The organism is Paenibacillus sp. 19GGS1-52 (assembly GCF_022369515.1).
Lineage (GTDB): Bacteria > Bacillota > Bacilli > Paenibacillales > Paenibacillaceae > Paenibacillus_AQ.
In genome coordinates, this window is sequence record NZ_CP059724.1 from 5318940 (window position 1) to 5335411 (window position 16472).

The window sequence follows — 16472 nt, forward strand, 5'->3', positions numbered from 1 at the left end:
CCCCAATTCCTTCTGTACTTACTTGAAGCCTTCGAGAAGCTTCGATTTGCCGTCCTTCTCATAGTTGGCCGCGAAATCATTGTATGCCTTATCCACATCGCCATTGATAAAGAAGATTTGCAGTAGCTTCTGGAAATCTGCAAAGACCGGAGTCAGACGGTTCTGGATGTTAATTTTGGATTTACCGGCTTCAATCAAATCTTTAACAGTCTGTTGAACCGGAACCAGCTCTACCTTGGCATCCTCAAAGATTGGAATACCCGGAGCTGCAGCATAATACATATCTGTCATCTCTTTCGTAAGCATGAACTTCACCAATTCGACTGCGGCATCCGCATGTTTGGCTTGGGTAGGAATCATCAACTGATTCGGAGGAGTGACTAACGCTACACCTTGATCTGTATCTGATGGGAACGGGAAGAAGCCAAGCTTATCGTTAACAAACTCTTTGCCGAACTTCTTCTCCAACTGCGGGATAATACCATCCAGATTGAAGACCATAGCAGCTTTTCCTTCACCAAGCATCGTCTGCATCTCATCAAAGGTACCTGCCAGCACATTATCCTGATACAAGCCCAGATCTATGAGCTCCTTCTGCTTAACGAACAGATCCTTCAGCGCTGGAATCTTATTCATCTTCAGTTCATTCGTCTGCAGCTTAGCGACACCTTCATCACCGATGGCAGGGTCCACATTCGATACCCAGCCTGTCAGATAGAAGATTTGGGCAGGCCAGCCGTCCTTAACGCCTTCATAGAACGGGGTAACACCCGTTGCTTTAATTTTTTTAGCAATTGCAATGAGGTCAGCATAATTTTTAGGTGGCTCTACACCAGCTTTTGCAAATACATCCTTGTTATAGAACACGCCGTACATGCCGGTAGCTCCATAAGGGACACCATAGATTTTACCGTCAAGGGTTTGCGCGTCCTTCATTGAAGGAATGATTCGTGCCCATACATCCGCATCGCCGGACCACTCGCGCAGCATTTCATCTGCCCGCAGCTTTACGTATTGCTTCGTACCAGGCTGCATCAAGAACAGATCCGGAAAATCACCTGTAGAGAAACGCGTCTTCATCATATTGTCGAATTCCCCGCCCGGAAGCGCTTGCAATTCAACCTTGTTACCTGTCTGTTTCTCGAATTCTCCGAACAATTGGGTAAATGGTGCCGTATCGACCGTATTGGGAATCACAAAGCTAAGCGTAACTGGGTCCTTCGCTTTGGTGTTTGTGGCGGTTGCGTCTGTATTCGCTGTATTGCCGTTTGCCGCATTGCTGTTATTATTATTCCCTCCGCAACCTGCCAAACCGAGCAATGCCAGAGATACTACGAGCAACATTGATACCGTTTTCATTTTTCTCACTTGCTATAACCTCCCCATTATTCTAGCTCCCTGTGCTACTCCTTTATTTTAATGCAAGCGCTTTCCATCTCCCATTCACGATCTCGACTATTAGTGTTGATTATTACGACTTTCCGGCAGCTTCTTCACGAAGTAGCAGCGTAATCAGCGTTCCTGCACCTTCATTGCTTTCGATCCGGAACTCCATTCTCGTTCCGTAACGAATAGCATAACGGGCATATACATTGCGGATGCCAATCCCTACACCAGAGGGCAAGCTCAGATATTGTTCCTGAACTACCGGACGCACGAGCGCAGCCCGGATTTCCTCCAGTCTTTCCTCTGTCATCCCGCCCCCGTTATCGCTGACACTAAGATGTACTCCGTCTGCGTATCTGCGGGCAGTGATCACAATCCTACCTTTTTCTCTCATCGGCTCAATCCCATGGAAGACTGCGTTCTCCACCAGCGGCTGTAATGTCATTTTCAAAATCGGATAATCATACAGCTCTTCTTCCACGTCCACACTATATTGAAACTTCCCTTCAAACCGGAAGCTTTGAATTCTGATATAAGCCTCAATCTGCTCCAACTCCTCGCGCAGGGAAACTATCTCATCGCTGTTCTTGATGTTGTAACGGAACATGTCTGCCAGTGACTGCGCCATCTCGCTAATCTCTTCCACCGAATAGTAGTCGGCCATAGCCTTAATACTGTCGAGAGTGTTATAGAGAAAATGCGGATTGATCTGCGAATAGAGCATGGCCAGCTCCGCTTCCTGCAGCTTGATCTGGTAGATATATTTGTTCTCAATCAGCATTTGCAATTCATTGCGCATCGCATTGAAGTTCATCGCGATCCGGCCGATTTCATCTCTGCGGTTCACATCCAGCCCTACGGAGAAATCGCCCCGTTTGATCCGGTTGACGCTTTTATGTAAATCAAGAATTGGCTTCGTAATCATCCGACCCAGCAGAATGGACAGCAGAAAGGTGATCATGAAAGCAAAAGCGCCTGTATAAATGACCGCCGTTTTGATCGAATTTAGCGGACTTACAATTTCTTCTTTTGGCATCAGCAGCACCGTTTTCCAGCCTGAATATTCTGAACGGGTATACGAGATAAAGTACTGGCTGTCCTCATGATTGAACCAGAACTTCCCTTGCTTCCCCTCCATGCGGGATAGAATATCCTGCAACAGATCTGCTGAATAGCCTTCCGAAACATATACGGGGGAATTGTTCTCATCCAGCACAAGAAATTTACTGGTCTCTGTAAGATCGGCATTCTGGGAAATGCTGCGGAATAAGCTGTCGCTGTAATCGGCACGAACCACAATGAATTGATCAGGGTTGGCAAAATCACGGATTAGAATCGCTGTCGAGTAAGCAATGGTCCGCTCTTCGGAGATGGATTCCGAGTCTGGAACGTTAATGAAATTCACTCTTCCGTCCTTGTTCACTGTGTCCTTGAACCATGATGCATTCCGCACTTCAGCAGGCTCCTCATGGGCGCTATTGTTGGAAGAACTCATCATCTCACCTGTGCTGTAATAGATCCGAAAGCGGACAAAATCTGTGATCGGAGTTGTATTAAACGTTTTCAAATACAAATCCTCGAAACTTTGTCGGATCACAAATTTGCTCTCGCTGTTCACAGAGGCATAAGCGTTGATATCATCTATGTATTGCTGATTGTAGTAAGGAGACAGCAGCAGATTGCGTTTGCTGTGCATATCGTTATCCATATTATTTTCAATTTGCCGTACGATCTGAAAGCTGGCCGTTTCGACCTTCTCCAACATCGATTTATAGGAAATATAGTAGGAGGCTGCCCCACCATGGCAATGCAAATAAAAATAATAACCAAATAGCTTAAGAGCAGCGTCGTACGGATGCCCGAGATCCGGTAGCGGAAGTTATTCCATAACTGCATAAGTACCCCCCTCTCTATTGAGATTATTTTACTACATTAATTAAACAAAGAATTGTTCAATTTCAGACCCTTGCATTGCTGCGCTCCTTCGTTTCCAAATATAACCTTTTACTCCTCACATCTTAATCTTCCTCTACATAAAAAAAGGCAAAACAGCTATTGCTTAGCTGTCTTACCTCTCGCCAAAGTAACTGGCTGTTTCTGCCACCTGACCCGTTCATCACCAGAACAAATGCTGATGCGACTTGACCTTAGCACAGTCTTGGAAGAATGGATTACATTAACAGCAGTTAATGCCGCTAAATCGCTCAATTCCAGCTATTTCCTCAATTTAACAGCAGTTCATGCCGTTATATTCCTCTGTTTTTAAGAAATCAGCTTCCATGAGCCATATTAGAGGCAGAAATTCATGTTAATTTGTTTTAAAGTGCTGAGTGAGTCAATTTAACAGCAGAAAATGATGTTAATATTACCCAAATCATTGAATCCGAGAAGTGAAGCTATAGGTCCCCGAGCCGATATGGAAGGCCGATGCCGCTTGCACTTCAGCCTCCACCGCAAGAGTCGGCTGAGCCAGCGCATTGCCCGCAACTTTCGCCTCTACTCTAGCGCCGCTGCCCGGAACATACACCGTTGCCGTTGTATTAGCCGGAATATGCACAGTGAGCTGGAACACTCCGTCGTTCGCCAACTGCCACTCTACCTGTAAGCTTCCGTACAGGCTTTCGTAGCCTGCTTTGACCGAAGTAATCTTCCCTCCCGGCTGCGGACGGATAATGGAATGCTTAAAGCCTGGCTGTTGCGGATCAGTCTCCAGACCCGCCATATAGCGGAACATCCACTCTCCCACAGAACCAAGGGAATAGTGATTGAAGGAATTCATATCCGGCGTCTGAAAACCGTTCTCCTCGGTCCAACCATCCCAACGTTCCCAAATCGTCGTTGCTCCATGTTTGATCGAGTACATCCAGGAAGGGAATTCTTCCTGCGTCAATAGCGAATACGCTACGTCCAGTTGACCATGGTCGCTCAGCGCAGGCAGCAGATAACCTACACCGAGAAAGCCTGTTGACAGACGATTCCCACGGGCTTTAATATCCTCGACTAAATGCTGAACAGCCAACGTCTGCTGATCCGGTGTTAAGAGGCCAAATTGCAGCGCGAGTACATACACAGTTTGAGTATTGCCTTGAATACGGCCATCTGCCGCCACAAACGCAGCCCGGAAAGCTTCAGTAATTCCCGCGAACAAAGTCTCAAAACGCTTCTGATCCGCAGACTTGCCCAGCACCTCGGAAATAGAGGCCAACAGCTTCGTGCTGTAGGCAAAATAAGCGGTAGCCAGTACATCATTTGGCGTATCCGCACCAATGGACAACCAGTCGCCATAATTGGCATAATCCGGTCGCACCAAATCATCCGTCATCGACTCCAAGTACTCTACCCAGCGAACCATAGCTACATAATGAGTTTCCAGCACACGGATATCTCCGTACATCAGATATAACGTCCACGGAATCACGACACCCGCGTCCCCCCAGCCCGCATTATCGGGAGCGAACCAGTCCAGCCTTGTGCTCCACATCTTGTAGCGCATCCAGCCAGCATCCGGAGCCACGTCCGTGAATGCACCGGAAGGCTGCTGGGCATCAATCATATCCCACATAAATTTATTGAAGAAGCGGGACACATCCATATTATAAGAAGCCGTGCGGGCAAAAATCTGTGCATCCCCCGTCCAGCCAAGCCGTTCATCCCGTTGCGGACAGTCCGTTGGCACGGACAAAAAGTTTCCGCGCTGTCCCCAGGTAATGTTGGAGTACAGCTGATTGACCATGGGATCAGAGGTTTCGAGGCTGCCCGACACCGAGGTATCCGAATGAATTACCTTACCGATTATCGTATCCAGATCAGGTTCTCCCGGGTATCCAATCAGTTCCACATAGCGGAAGCCGTGAAAGGTGAAATGAGGCTCGTACCGCTCCTCACCATCGCCCTTCAGAATATAATGCTCCTGCTGCACAGCCACCCGCAAATTATCGAGATACATACTGCCATCCGTATTCAGCATCTCTGCGTGGCTGAGTGTAATTTGCGTCCCACGTTCACCCTTGACCTTCACTTCCGACCAGCCAACCATATTTTGGCCCATATCATAAATATAGGTTCCAGCCTCAGTCTTGCGCAGGCTTAGCGGCCGCATCGTCTTCGTAATCCGAATTGGCGGTTCCATGGATGCTATCAGCAGTCCGTTATATCCTGGCCGGATGTCTGGAATCTCCCAAGCAGAATCATCATACCCCGCCCGATCCCAGCCCGGCAGCTCCTGAGTCGCATCATATTTCTCGCCCAGAATCATATCGGAATATTGGATAGGACCTCTGGTTGTTTTCCAGCTGCCATCCGTGATCATCCGCTCTTTCGTGCCATCCTCGTACTCTACAGACATCTGCAGAAAAAGAAAGGGCCGCTCGCCATAGATCTTGTCGGAGATAAATCCAACCGTTCCTGCATACCAGCCTTCGCCCAAAATAACGCCGAAAGCATTATCCCCTTGCGTCACTTTGTCCGTAACATCGTAAGCCTGAACCTGAACCCGTTGATCATAATCGGTCCAGCCCGGGGTGAACAGGTCACCAACCTTTTCGCCATTCACTCGCAGATTGTATAGTCCAAGCGCCGTGGCATAAACCACCGCCCGCTTAACCTTCGACCCCAATGTAAAGTCCTTGCGGAAAAATGGCGATGGCTGCATTTTCAGATCCGCTTCGGCTTTGCGGCCAATCCATTTGGCCTTCCAGCCGGTACGGGCCAGAATGCCCATACTCCACAGAGCTGGTTCGCTCCAGGCCGATATCACATGCTGTTCATCCCACACCCGGACCTTCCAATAATAGGTGCTTTCTGCCTGAAGAACCGCTCCTTCATAGACGATATGGGTGGAATGGCTGGTTTCCCTCTTGCCGCTGTCCCACATATCCCCAATATTCTGGTCCAGCCCTTCTTGAGTGGCAGCAACCAGAACCTGATATGCAGTCTGCGCAGCGGCAGACGTCACTGATTCCAGCTTCCAGAACAGGCGTGGATGTTGCACATCGAGTCCAAGCGGATTGTCCAAATATTCAGTCCTGCAGCCTATAACCGAAATTGTCATTACAAGTTCCTCCATTATTCAGCTCAACTCTAGATTACTCAACATGCTTCTTTACGTAGTCAGCTTTTCCCTCTGCAGCGCACCCTCCACCGCTAGCGTTCCAGCTACTGCCGACAGCCAGCCGCGCCGGAGCTTGAAGCGCTGTTCCTCACCCATCGCTGGTGCATACGTTCTCCTCTTCCGGTATAAGGCTTCAAGCTCCTCCCGCCGCCAATAACCAAGTGCCAGGCCGCCGATATAAGCAGAGCCAAGTGCCGACAGCTCTACTGCTTCCGGACAGGCCACCGGTGCCCGCAGCAGATCTGCCTGCAGCTGCATTAGTAATCCGTTCGTTGTCGCTCCGCCGTCCACACGCAGCTCCTTCAGCTTGATCCCCGTTTCTTGTTCCAAGAGGGCAACAGCATCCGTAACCTGGTGAGCAATACTTTCCAGTGCCGCCCGCATAATCTCCCTCCGCCCTGAGCTGCGATTCAGTCCAACTATGGCTGCTCTGGCGCTCGGATTCCAATAAGGCGCGCCCAAGCCCACAAAGGCAGGAATCAGGTACACGCCACCAGTGTCTTCAATTAAGGCTGTTTCGCGTTCCAGCTCCTCATAGGTCTTAAATAAGCCCATCTGATCCTTGACCCAATTCAGGGCATCCCCTGTCGAATGAATAATGGCTTCCAGTGCGTACTCTACCTTGTTTCCGATACCCCAGGCAATAGCCGTCACCAGGCCGTTCGCCGCCTTCGGCGGATTCGTACCGGCATATAGCATGACGGAAGTTCCTGTACCATAAGTGCCCTTAGCCATCCCAGGACGGATGCATTGCTGGCCGAACAGAGCGGCTTGCGAATCCCCTATTACTCCTGTAATCGGCAGTTGCAGCGGATGTAATTCCGGGTCTGCAATCACTCCGAATATCCGGTCACTTGCCTGCACCTGCGGCAGTATGTTCAGAGGAACGCCGAATACCCCGGCTAACTCTTCATCCCATTCCAGTGTGTGAATATTGAACAGCTGGGTTCGGCTGGCATTGGTGAAATCGGTGGCATGCACCTTACCGCCCGTCAGCTTCCAGATCAGCCAAGCATCCATATTGCCAGCCAGAATTCTGCTTCGGCTCAGTGAACCTGCTTGATGCTCCAGCAGCCATTTCCATTTGCCGGCAGAGAAATAAGGATCGAGCAGCAGCCCCGTCTTCTCACGAATCCGCTCCTCCCAGCCTTCACGCTTCAGCCGCTCGCAGGTGTCGATTGTCCGGCGGCATTGCCAGACGATCGCATTACCTAGCGGCAGACCGGTTTCACGGTCCCAGAGCAGAGCGGTCTCCCGCTGATTCGTAATCGTCAATCCGGCAATCTCGGAAGCCTTCACGCCTGAGTCTGCCACAATATGCTTAATGGCGGCTTTGACATTGTCGTATATCTCCAGCGGATCATGCTCCACCCAGCCATCCTGTGGATAAATTTGCCGGTGTGCGACGGCATAACGATAGATAATGCTGCCGCTGCGGTCTGTCAGCAGGGCTTTGGTACCTGTAGTGCTCTGATCTACTGTCAGTATATAAAGGGGGGCCGCAGAGGCTGCTTCCGTCATCCCGTCGTCACCCGTCCTTTTACAATAGTCTTGGCGATCTGGCTTATATTCTCCGCAGTTATGCCATAATGCTGGAAGATCTCCGCGGTCTTGCCAGCGATTGCCGGCTCATCCGGTATTCCCAGAATGCGCACAGGAACGGGCGCTCCACCTGAGGTAACCTCCGCCACCGCTGCTCCGAGACCTCCGAATATGCTATGCTCCTCCACTGTAATGATAGCTCCAGTCTCCCGGGCTGCAGCCAACACCGCCTCGTTATCTAGCGGCTTGAGGGTATGCATATTCAGTACTCTAACGTTGATGCCTTGCTGCTCCAATACATCGGCGGCATCCAGTGCGATCCGCACGGTTTCGCCAGCGGCGATAATCGTCAATTCATTCCCTTCACGCATCCGCACAGCTTTGCCAATCTCAAACTCGTAATCATCCGATTCATACACATCCTCCACCGCATTGCGGCCGATACGAACGTATACTCCGCCTTTATGCTTAACGAGGGCTTCAGTCATTTTTTTGGTTTCATGCCGGTCTGCAGGCACTATTACCGTTAATCCTGGAATCGCCCGCGTCACTGCGAAATCCTGCAGAGAATGATGCGACATGCCCAGGGCTCCATAACTGACCCCGCCGCTGATGCCGATCAGCTTCACATTCGTATTCGAGTAAGCCACATCCACCTTTACCTGCTCAATGCTGCGCATACTGAGGAAACAGGCGGGTGACGCGACGAACGGTATTTTGCCACTATGAGCAAGTCCGGCTGCTATCCCTACGATATTCTGCTCAGCGATGCCAGTCTCCACGAATTGCTCCGGATACGCCTTGGCAAAAGGTGCCAGTGCCGCTGACCCCCGCGAATCGCTAGTAAGGACCATGATGTCCTTGTCCGTCTTTGCCAGTTCTAGTAAGCTTTCACATAAAGCCTGTCTGTTAGGAATGGTATTTTTCATGAATGGACACTCCCTTCCTGTTCGGGTGCACCGAGAGATTCCAGTAAGACCTGAAGCTCCGCAAGCGCTTGTTCTAGTTGTTGATCGTTCAACACATGATGATGCCATTCCACTTTATTCTCGGCAAAAGATACGCCCTTGCCCTTAATCGTATTAGCCAGTACCAAGGTCGGTTTGCCCGGAACCTGCGGTGCCGAGTCAAAGGCGTGGAGTAGCGCCCCGAAATCATGACCATCAATCTCTACTACATTCCAGCCAAAAGCTTCCCACTTGCGGTCCAGCGGCTCCGAACCCATAACATCTTCTGTGCTCCCGCTAATCTGCAGGCCATTGCGGTCAATGATGCCTACGAGATTGTCGAGCTTATAATGAGCTCCGGCCATCGCACCTTCCCATACCGAACCTTCCGCCTGTTCTCCGTCTCCCATGAGACAGAATACGCGGTAATTCAGGCCGTCACGCTTCGCAGCCAGTGCCATGCCCACAGAAATCGGCAGCCCGTGTCCAAGTGCTCCGGTGTTCATCTCAATCCCTGGCACCTTGTTGTTCGGATGCCCGATCAGCCGGGTACCGAATTCACTGTATGTTGCAAGCTCTGCCTGCGGGAAATAACCCAGATCAGCCAGTACCGCCCATAGTGATTCCACAGAATGGCCCTTGCTGGCAATGAAGCGGTCACGCTCCACCCATTTGGGATTCTGCGGATCATGCTTCATGGTGTGGTAATACAAGGCAGTCAGAATATCGGTGTTGCTCAGCGAACCTCCGGTATGCCCTGTTTGTGCACGGTGAATTAATTTCAGCAGTGTCATGCGGATCTCAACAGCCTTGCGGCGCAGTCTCGTGATTTCATTAACTTCCGTAATCTCTGTCATTTCGCTCCACTCCCTCTCAGCCAGGCACGGATTTCCTCTTCTGTTGGATCAACAGGATCGGGGGACAGTCCCGGAATATAATTACAAGCTTCATACAGAACAGGAATAACATTGGCATGAATACCTACGGAATGATGGACATAAGGGCCTTTAACCAGCTTTTCTTCCCATAGCGGCCAGTCGTTCACTTCCACCCACACATAAGAACCACGGGTAAATGGCCCCTCTACACCTTTCGCTTTGCCGAGGAATAAGGAATATTCGCCATGGTCCCCGTCAAAGCGGGCCAGCGTCATCTCCCCGCCGCGAATCTCTCCCTCATGCGTGCCTGGAGCATGATCGTCGAACAGAAAGTGTCTGCGCATCTTCGGTTTGTCCTCAATAGATAGAGATACCGGGAAGTTGCCGCAATGGAATAGCAACTCGGCATTGTCATTCGCCGGATGGCGGATCGTTAAGTCCGCGAAGAAGGTTGGAGCCTGATTCATCGCTGCAGCTTGCACCATAATCGAGGTGATTGCTCCATGAATATCCGTTTCACAGGTTACCGGAATCTGTTCGTCCGTCAGAATGGCATTCGCGAGGCAAGGCATGATGCCTATACTCTCCTGTAACGCCGACCAGCATTGAATCGCGATTGCGGTACTGCCCGAGTCAACGGCGTATTTCTTCATCGCCACCTTCAACGCAGCCACACGTATGATCGCCTCATCCGTAATTTCGCTCGTATCCAGCTTCTCGCGAATATAAGCAATGGTCTCCAGCAGCTCTGGACTGTTCTTCTTCTCCTGCTGTTTGGCGGCCCGTGTAATATCAATCAGGGTAATAGGATATAGTTCAATCCCAAACCGCTCCAGCAGTTCCCCTTCGTTGCACATCATGGTCCAGAAGGAAGTCGGACGAGGTCCAATCTGCAAAATGCGCAGAGAGCGGAATTGACGGACAACATTAGCCGCAGCAACGAAATTGGTGAAACCCCTTTCAAAAACAGGATCATCCACCCGACAGTTCGTCACATAAGTGAACGGAACATTAAATCGCCGCAGCACCTTGCCTGTTGCGAACAATCCGCACTGTGTATCCCGCAGTCTCATTCCATCCTCCAGAGGGGCTTCGTCTCGCGGTCCCCATAACAGAACTGGCTTGCCCAGTGCTTTGGCGACACGGGCGACTGTATCCTCTGTTCCGAAATTACAGTGAGGGAAGAAGACGGCATCCACCTTTTCCTGTTGGAAGCGTTCGATGATGGCATCCGCTCCGATATTATCGTCATACAGCAGGCCTTCTTCGTTCAGGCCCTCAAGGTCAACAATCTCGATAGGAAGCCCGAAGGATTCAATCTTGTCGCGGATCGTTACTTTGTAGCGGAAGGCATCCTCTGCGCTAAATGTGAACCGACGTGTCGGAGCGTAACCAAGCTTTAACTTCTTCATTATGAATTCCTCCGTGCAATATAGTTAGAGAGAGGATCAATAGGCTGCTGAACGGCAGCAGGAACTTAACTAAATATACAATTAACTAAACTAAACTTTGTGATTTAAGTTCAGTGATTCCCCTCTTTAAACCCATAATATCACCAGAGTTTAGCTCCGTCAATTGATTTAAAAGAATATTTTAGTTAATTCAAGCTTAACAAACGAATATATTAAGTTTACATCTAATTACGGATAAGCTTGATTTTCACTTAAGTTTAGTAGTAAAATTAACTTGTTTACAGGAATTTTGATGAACGAATGGAGAATCAACCCATGAGGATGGAAGATATTGCGAAGATAGCAAATGTATCCAAAGCGGCAGTCTCTTTGGCCTTAAACGGCAAACCTGGAATCGGCTCCGAGACGCGTGACCGGATTCTGCGGATTGCCAAGGATGCGGGGTATGCCGCCCGGATTAAACCAGCTGCTCCAGCCAAACAAGCAAAGACGCTGCTTTTTCTAGCCTTCACTAATTCGGGGATTGTACTGGAGGACTACTATCAGCAGCCCTTTTTCCGTGAATTGATTCAACATACAGAGGAGCGGGCTCGCTCCAAGGGGTATTCCATGCTCTTCTCCTCTGTAGATATGGAATTTTTCGAGCGTGATATCGAACTGATCGCCGATGAGAATTCCGGCAACGGTGTGATCCTGCTCGGCACCAATCTTAGCCGGGAGCAAATCGCCACCATAGCGGCGAGAATGCCAAATCTCGTGGTGCTCGACACTCTGTACGAGACGCTCCCGATTCATTTTGTCGAGATTAATAACGTAATGGGCGCTCATCAGGCAGCTACTCACCTGCACGACATTGGCCATCGCGAGATCGGTTACGTCGCCTCCTCTGTGCGGATTCACAACTTTGACTCGCGCAAACGCGGCTTCAAACGCACCTTGAAGGACTTAAATGTAGATCTGCCAGACTCACGCGTGTTCACTGTTTCCCCCACGGTTCTTTCCGTACAGGAATCTTTCAAAGAGCAGCTGTCTGTGTACAAGCAGGCTACAGGCGGGTACCCGACAGCGTTATTCTGCGAGAATGATTATATTGCCATCAGTGTGATGAAGACGCTGGCGGAGCTTGGGCTGAATGTCCCTGAAGATGTCTCCGTCATCGGCTTCGATAACATACGCGAATCGATCGTTGTCTCGCCCGAGCTAACCACCATTCATGTGGAAAAAGAACTCTTAGCCCGGACCGCGGTAGACTTACTCGTAGACTCCATTAGTGAGAACAGCCGCACCAGCGTAAAGACGGTGGTGGATACCGTCTTCACAGAGCGGCTGTCCTGTGCAGCCCCTGCGGCTGTGATTGCAGCTGAACAGAACGTATAACGTACGTATAACGAATCGAATACAGTGCACAACAAAAAGGCCATGAAACCCTTTAGGGGGTTCGTGGCCTTTTCAACTGTTAATATGGAAATGTAAATCACACCGTATCATAAATACTCATTTACTAAACTCAGAGGGTTTGATTATAAAGGGAAAATATCCCTCTAATTAGCCAATTATTGCTCGAAATCAGGAATTAGCGGGAATATCTCCCTATAAATTCTGGGAATATCGCTATATAGCAATTAATAATCCATATTAGAGGGAGCATTTCCCTCTATTACGGTCTGGAAGCCTTAAAGGGCAGGATTAGCGGGAGATTTTCCCTCTATATCCAATGGTATACCCTATTCTTGAAAGAAGGCCACAATAATGTGGCTCTAAGGTCAACTTTTGAATCTCTCCACAGTACGGGAAATCGCTGACTCATCTACAACACCGGCTGCATCGTAATTGCGAACGAACGCTTCACTGCCTTCAGCAGATAAGATTCCAGCGTTGGCGCATAACCGCAGCTATGATTACCGATCCCGCTCTGGGCAGCATCCAGCTTCACAATCGTGCGGTCCAGCCGCTTCAGCTTATGCACATGGGTAGCCGTGGACATATCCTGTGTTGAATAATGATGAGCGCTTATATCAAATAGGACCTCACTTGTAAACATCAGCCCATTCCCCTGCCTATCACTGAGCACTGCCCAGCGGGTATCCGTTTTGTTGCCATTTTCCTGCGGCTTGATGTAGGGAACAAATTGCTCCTGTACCAAACCGCTGTAAATGCCCAGCTTCCCGCTCTCCTTGCGGTCGGAGTAGCACTCATGAGGCCCACGTCCGAACCAAGACATCGTTGTGAAATTATCCGGCATGGCCAGCTCCACTCCAAAGCGCGGCAATGGCGGCAGCTCCTTCAGTGGTTCGAAATCAATTTGCATATGGATAGTTCCGGTAACTGACAGAGTGTAGATTATTGTTGAACGGCACACCAACGTTGCTCCCCTTGCACCCATCATTTGATGGACCGAGATACGGCAGCCCTTAGCGCCCAAATCCTGAACAGATACTTCCCTTACATCTGAACAAAGACGATCGTAGCCTGCTTTTACCCACTCTTTGGCCAGATGAACATCATTATCCACGGGAGCGCGCCATAAATTCACTATCGGACCGGAAGCCAACAGGCTAACACCCTTATGCTCCCACTCTGCCAGCTTTCCTGACTCTTTATTAAAAATCACCCAAAAGTCTCTCCCTCTCACGCTAATCTCCGTTCGGGATTCCTCCACTTGTAAGCGAGATTCAGTGGGCTCGGTGAGTTCTGTGAGTTCTGTGAGTTCTGTGAGTTCTGTGAGTTCGACCATTTGGACAGGCTCGGAAGCTCCAGCGTTCCCCAGCAGCAGATCCGCCCAGGCCACTTCATGCCCAGCCTCCGCCCAGAGTGTAGCGCTGCGCAAAGTGAACGTGACACGCAGCCAAAATTCACCTTTTCCGTTCAGCGTAGTCTCATTAAGCGGGATCAAGACCTGCTCAAACTCCCCGGCTAGAGTGTGAAGCACGGGCAACTCTCCCGTGTCTACAATTATACCGTCCCTAAACAACTGCCATACCCCGCGCAGATGGGCCAGAGTAAGGAAATCATAGCGGTTATGGATCTCCAGGATGCTTCTCGCCTTGTCTATCCACTTGATCTTGAGCGGCTCAATCACTTTCTTATATTCCAGTAGCGCTGCCTTCGGCGTGCTGTGGGGAAACAACAGACCATCGAGACAGAAGGTCCCGCCATGCGGCTCCTCACCGAAATCCCCACCATAGGCATACCCTCCTTCTTCCTCTTCCCTCCCCTTCGTTTGTTTCGTTTGCTTCGTCTTCTCCTCGTCCTTGGTTCCCTTCTTGTGCCCTTCTTCCCATCTGAGAATGGCCAGATCTCTCCACTCCCAGATCAGTCCTCCCAGCAACCGCGGATAGGTATAAATCGCCTCCCAATATTCGTGCAGATTGCCTGTCGAGTTACCCATTGCGTGGCCGAACTCGCACATCAAATAGGGGCGGGGGTCTTGCTTCTGACCTTCCGCGATCAGCATCTCTACAGAGGGGTACATCGAGCTGACGAGATCTACGATTTCGGCATCATAAGCCCGTTCATAATGTACTGGACGGGTCGGATCAGCCGAACGCACCCACTCGGCCATGGCGTCATGATTCGGCCCATAGCCGGATTCATTGCCGAGGGACCAGACGATTATGCTAGGATGGTTCTTATCCCGCTCCACCATCCGTCGGGCGCGGTCAATATAGGCTTCGCGCCAATCAGGATGCTTGGACAGGAAGCTCTCAGCCGCCCCGCGTGCAAAGCCGGGAATCTCCTGATTCACCTTCTCACCGGTCAGCGCGAAGCCATGCGTTTCCAGATCGGCCTCATCGATCACATATAAGCCGTAGCGGTCACAGAGATCCAGCCAGCGGCTGTCGTTTGGATAATGCGCGAGGCGGACCGTGTTGATATTATGCTGTTTCATCAAGACAATATCCCGCTCCATGTCCTCCACCGCAATTACGAAACCAGTCCTAGCATCGAATTCGTTCCGGTTCACCCCTTTGATGATCACCGGCTGACCGTTAACCAGCATCCGGCCTTCGGCGATGACAAGATCACGAAAGCCTACGGCGATCCTATACACCTCTTGCACCTTCTTCTCACTGTCATACATTGTCAACAATAAGGAGTACAAATACGGAGTTTCTGCTGTCCATAGATTAGGTGCGTAGACCGTCCATTGGATTACAATGTTGATCTCCCGCTGCGGTTCTGGCTGCAAGGCTTGTTCATCCTCCTCCGCAAAAACAATCTCGCCAGCCTCGTCCAATAAGTCAGCCCGAAGATAATATGACTTCTCCAGTTGTCTGCCCCTGTTCGCCACACTTATAGTGGTCTCCAATACCCCTACGGTGTAGTTCTCCAGCAGCACCGTCTTCACTGCAGCATCTCTTATACCAACCATCGGACGAGCCATTAGATAGACATCACGAAAAATCCCACTGAGCCGCCACTTGTCCTGACTCTCCAGATAACTGCCCGAGCACCATTGATAGACCTCAACGGCTAATAGATTCGTTCCCGGCTGCAGCAGATCCGTCACTCTGAATTCAGAGGGATAGTGACTTCCCTCGCTGTAGCCCACAAGCTGTCCGTTCACCCATACCTGAAACGCAGAATCTACACCTTCAAATACCAGAGTAATATCCTTGCCCACCCATTTCTCATTCCTCTGAAACTCTGTCCAGTAGCAGCCAGTTGGATTCAGATGAGGGATATGCGGCGGATCTACGGGAAAAGGATACGGGCAGCTGCTATAATGCGGCTGTCCATATCCGTGCAGCTGCCAGTTGGCGGGGACCGCTATCCGGTCCCATTGTGCAGCAGCGAAATCCGGCTGCTGGAAGCCCTGCGGCACACTGCCAGGTGCTGGCGCATAATAGAAGCTCCACTCTCCGTTCAACAATTGATAGAAGGGCGATTGCTCTCTTTTGCCGATGATAGCGCTTTCTATATTCTCAAACGGAATCATATCGGCCCGCGGCAACTCGCGGTTGATTCCCAGTATACTTAAATCTTCCCATACAGGAAGCGACTCTGCCCTGATTGTCATTTCACTACTCTCCTCCGCCAAAATGAACTAAAGACACAGTGTGCCTTATTGTTAATCATAGTTAAGAAGGGCAGCTAGCGACATTTATAAAACCGACTCCTTTTGTTGAAAAAACCTTTGTAGAGGTCAGACAAAAAAACTAGCAAGCCCCCACTGACCGGAGACTTGCTAGTTTCA

Annotated in this window: 9 protein-coding genes; 1 reads left to right on the plus strand and 8 read right to left on the minus strand. The window is 50.2% G+C overall.

Annotated features, from left to right (window positions below; all coding sequences use genetic code 11):
- Positions 1-18 precede the first annotated feature (18 nt).
- The 7 genes from H1230_RS24620 to H1230_RS24650 all read right to left on the minus strand — a co-directional run bounded on the left by H1230_RS24620 (position 19) and on the right by H1230_RS24650 (position 11275).
- A complete protein-coding gene (locus H1230_RS24620; protein ID WP_239717544.1) occupies positions 19-1359 on the minus strand; it encodes an ABC transporter substrate-binding protein in 1341 nt (446 codons plus the stop codon).
- Between the two features lie 112 nt (positions 1360-1471).
- The gene (locus H1230_RS24625) at positions 1472-3199 is read right to left on the minus strand and encodes a sensor histidine kinase (protein ID WP_239712478.1); all 1728 of its coding nucleotides are present in this window, start codon (positions 3197-3199) and stop codon (positions 1472-1474) included.
- Between the two features lie 561 nt (positions 3200-3760).
- On the minus strand, positions 3761-6436 hold the full coding sequence (locus H1230_RS24630; RefSeq protein WP_239712479.1) for a glycoside hydrolase family 78 protein: 2676 nt from the start codon (positions 6434-6436) through the stop codon (positions 3761-3763).
- 51 nt (positions 6437-6487) lie between these two features.
- Positions 6488-8017: an FGGY family carbohydrate kinase gene (locus H1230_RS24635; RefSeq protein ID WP_239712480.1), complete on the minus strand. Its 1530-nt coding sequence runs from the start codon at positions 8015-8017 to the stop codon at positions 6488-6490.
- A complete protein-coding gene (locus tag H1230_RS24640) occupies positions 8014-8967 on the minus strand; it encodes a transketolase family protein (RefSeq protein ID WP_239712481.1) in 954 nt (317 codons plus the stop codon). The genes H1230_RS24635 and H1230_RS24640 overlap by 4 nt, the downstream gene beginning before the upstream one ends.
- Positions 8964-9842, minus strand: coding sequence for a transketolase (locus H1230_RS24645; RefSeq protein ID WP_239712482.1), 879 nt, complete (start codon positions 9840-9842; stop codon positions 8964-8966). Before H1230_RS24645 ends, H1230_RS24640 begins: the two co-directional genes overlap by 4 nt.
- On the minus strand, positions 9839-11275 hold the full coding sequence (locus H1230_RS24650) for an L-fucose/L-arabinose isomerase family protein (RefSeq protein ID WP_239712483.1): 1437 nt from the start codon (positions 11273-11275) through the stop codon (positions 9839-9841). The genes H1230_RS24645 and H1230_RS24650 overlap by 4 nt, the downstream gene beginning before the upstream one ends.
- A 315-nt stretch (positions 11276-11590) precedes the next feature.
- Between H1230_RS24650 and H1230_RS24655 the strand changes: the two genes are divergently transcribed.
- Positions 11591-12652 (plus strand): LacI family DNA-binding transcriptional regulator, encoded by a 1062-nt coding sequence (locus tag H1230_RS24655; protein WP_239712484.1) that lies wholly within the window; start codon positions 11591-11593, stop codon positions 12650-12652.
- A gap of 430 nt (positions 12653-13082) precedes the next feature.
- Here H1230_RS24655 and H1230_RS24660 read toward each other — a convergent pair whose 3' ends face one another.
- Positions 13083-16295, minus strand: coding sequence for a glycoside hydrolase family 2 TIM barrel-domain containing protein (locus H1230_RS24660; RefSeq protein ID WP_239712485.1), 3213 nt, complete (start codon positions 16293-16295; stop codon positions 13083-13085).
- Positions 16296-16472: the final 177 nt, after the last annotated feature.

Bases quoted from the DNA above. Each gene is read 5' to 3' on its own strand.
- H1230_RS24655 (WP_239712484.1), top strand. From the start codon at position 11,591: ATGAGGATGGAAGATATTGCGAAGATAGCAAATGTATCCAAAGCGGCA.
- H1230_RS24620 (WP_239717544.1), bottom strand. From the start codon at position 1,359: ATGAAAACGGTATCAATGTTGCTCGTAGTATCTCTGGCATTGCTCGGT.
- H1230_RS24660 (WP_239712485.1), bottom strand. From the start codon at position 16,295: ATGACAATCAGGGCAGAGTCGCTTCCTGTATGGGAAGATTTAAGTATA.
- H1230_RS24630 (WP_239712479.1), bottom strand. From the start codon at position 6,436: ATGACAATTTCGGTTATAGGCTGCAGGACTGAATATTTGGACAATCCG.
- H1230_RS24640 (WP_239712481.1), bottom strand. From the start codon at position 8,967: ATGAAAAATACCATTCCTAACAGACAGGCTTTATGTGAAAGCTTACTA.
- H1230_RS24650 (WP_239712483.1), bottom strand. From the start codon at position 11,275: ATGAAGAAGTTAAAGCTTGGTTACGCTCCGACACGTCGGTTCACATTT.
- H1230_RS24645 (WP_239712482.1), bottom strand. From the start codon at position 9,842: ATGACAGAGATTACGGAAGTTAATGAAATCACGAGACTGCGCCGCAAG.
- H1230_RS24635 (WP_239712480.1), bottom strand. From the start codon at position 8,017: ATGACGGAAGCAGCCTCTGCGGCCCCCCTTTATATACTGACAGTAGAT.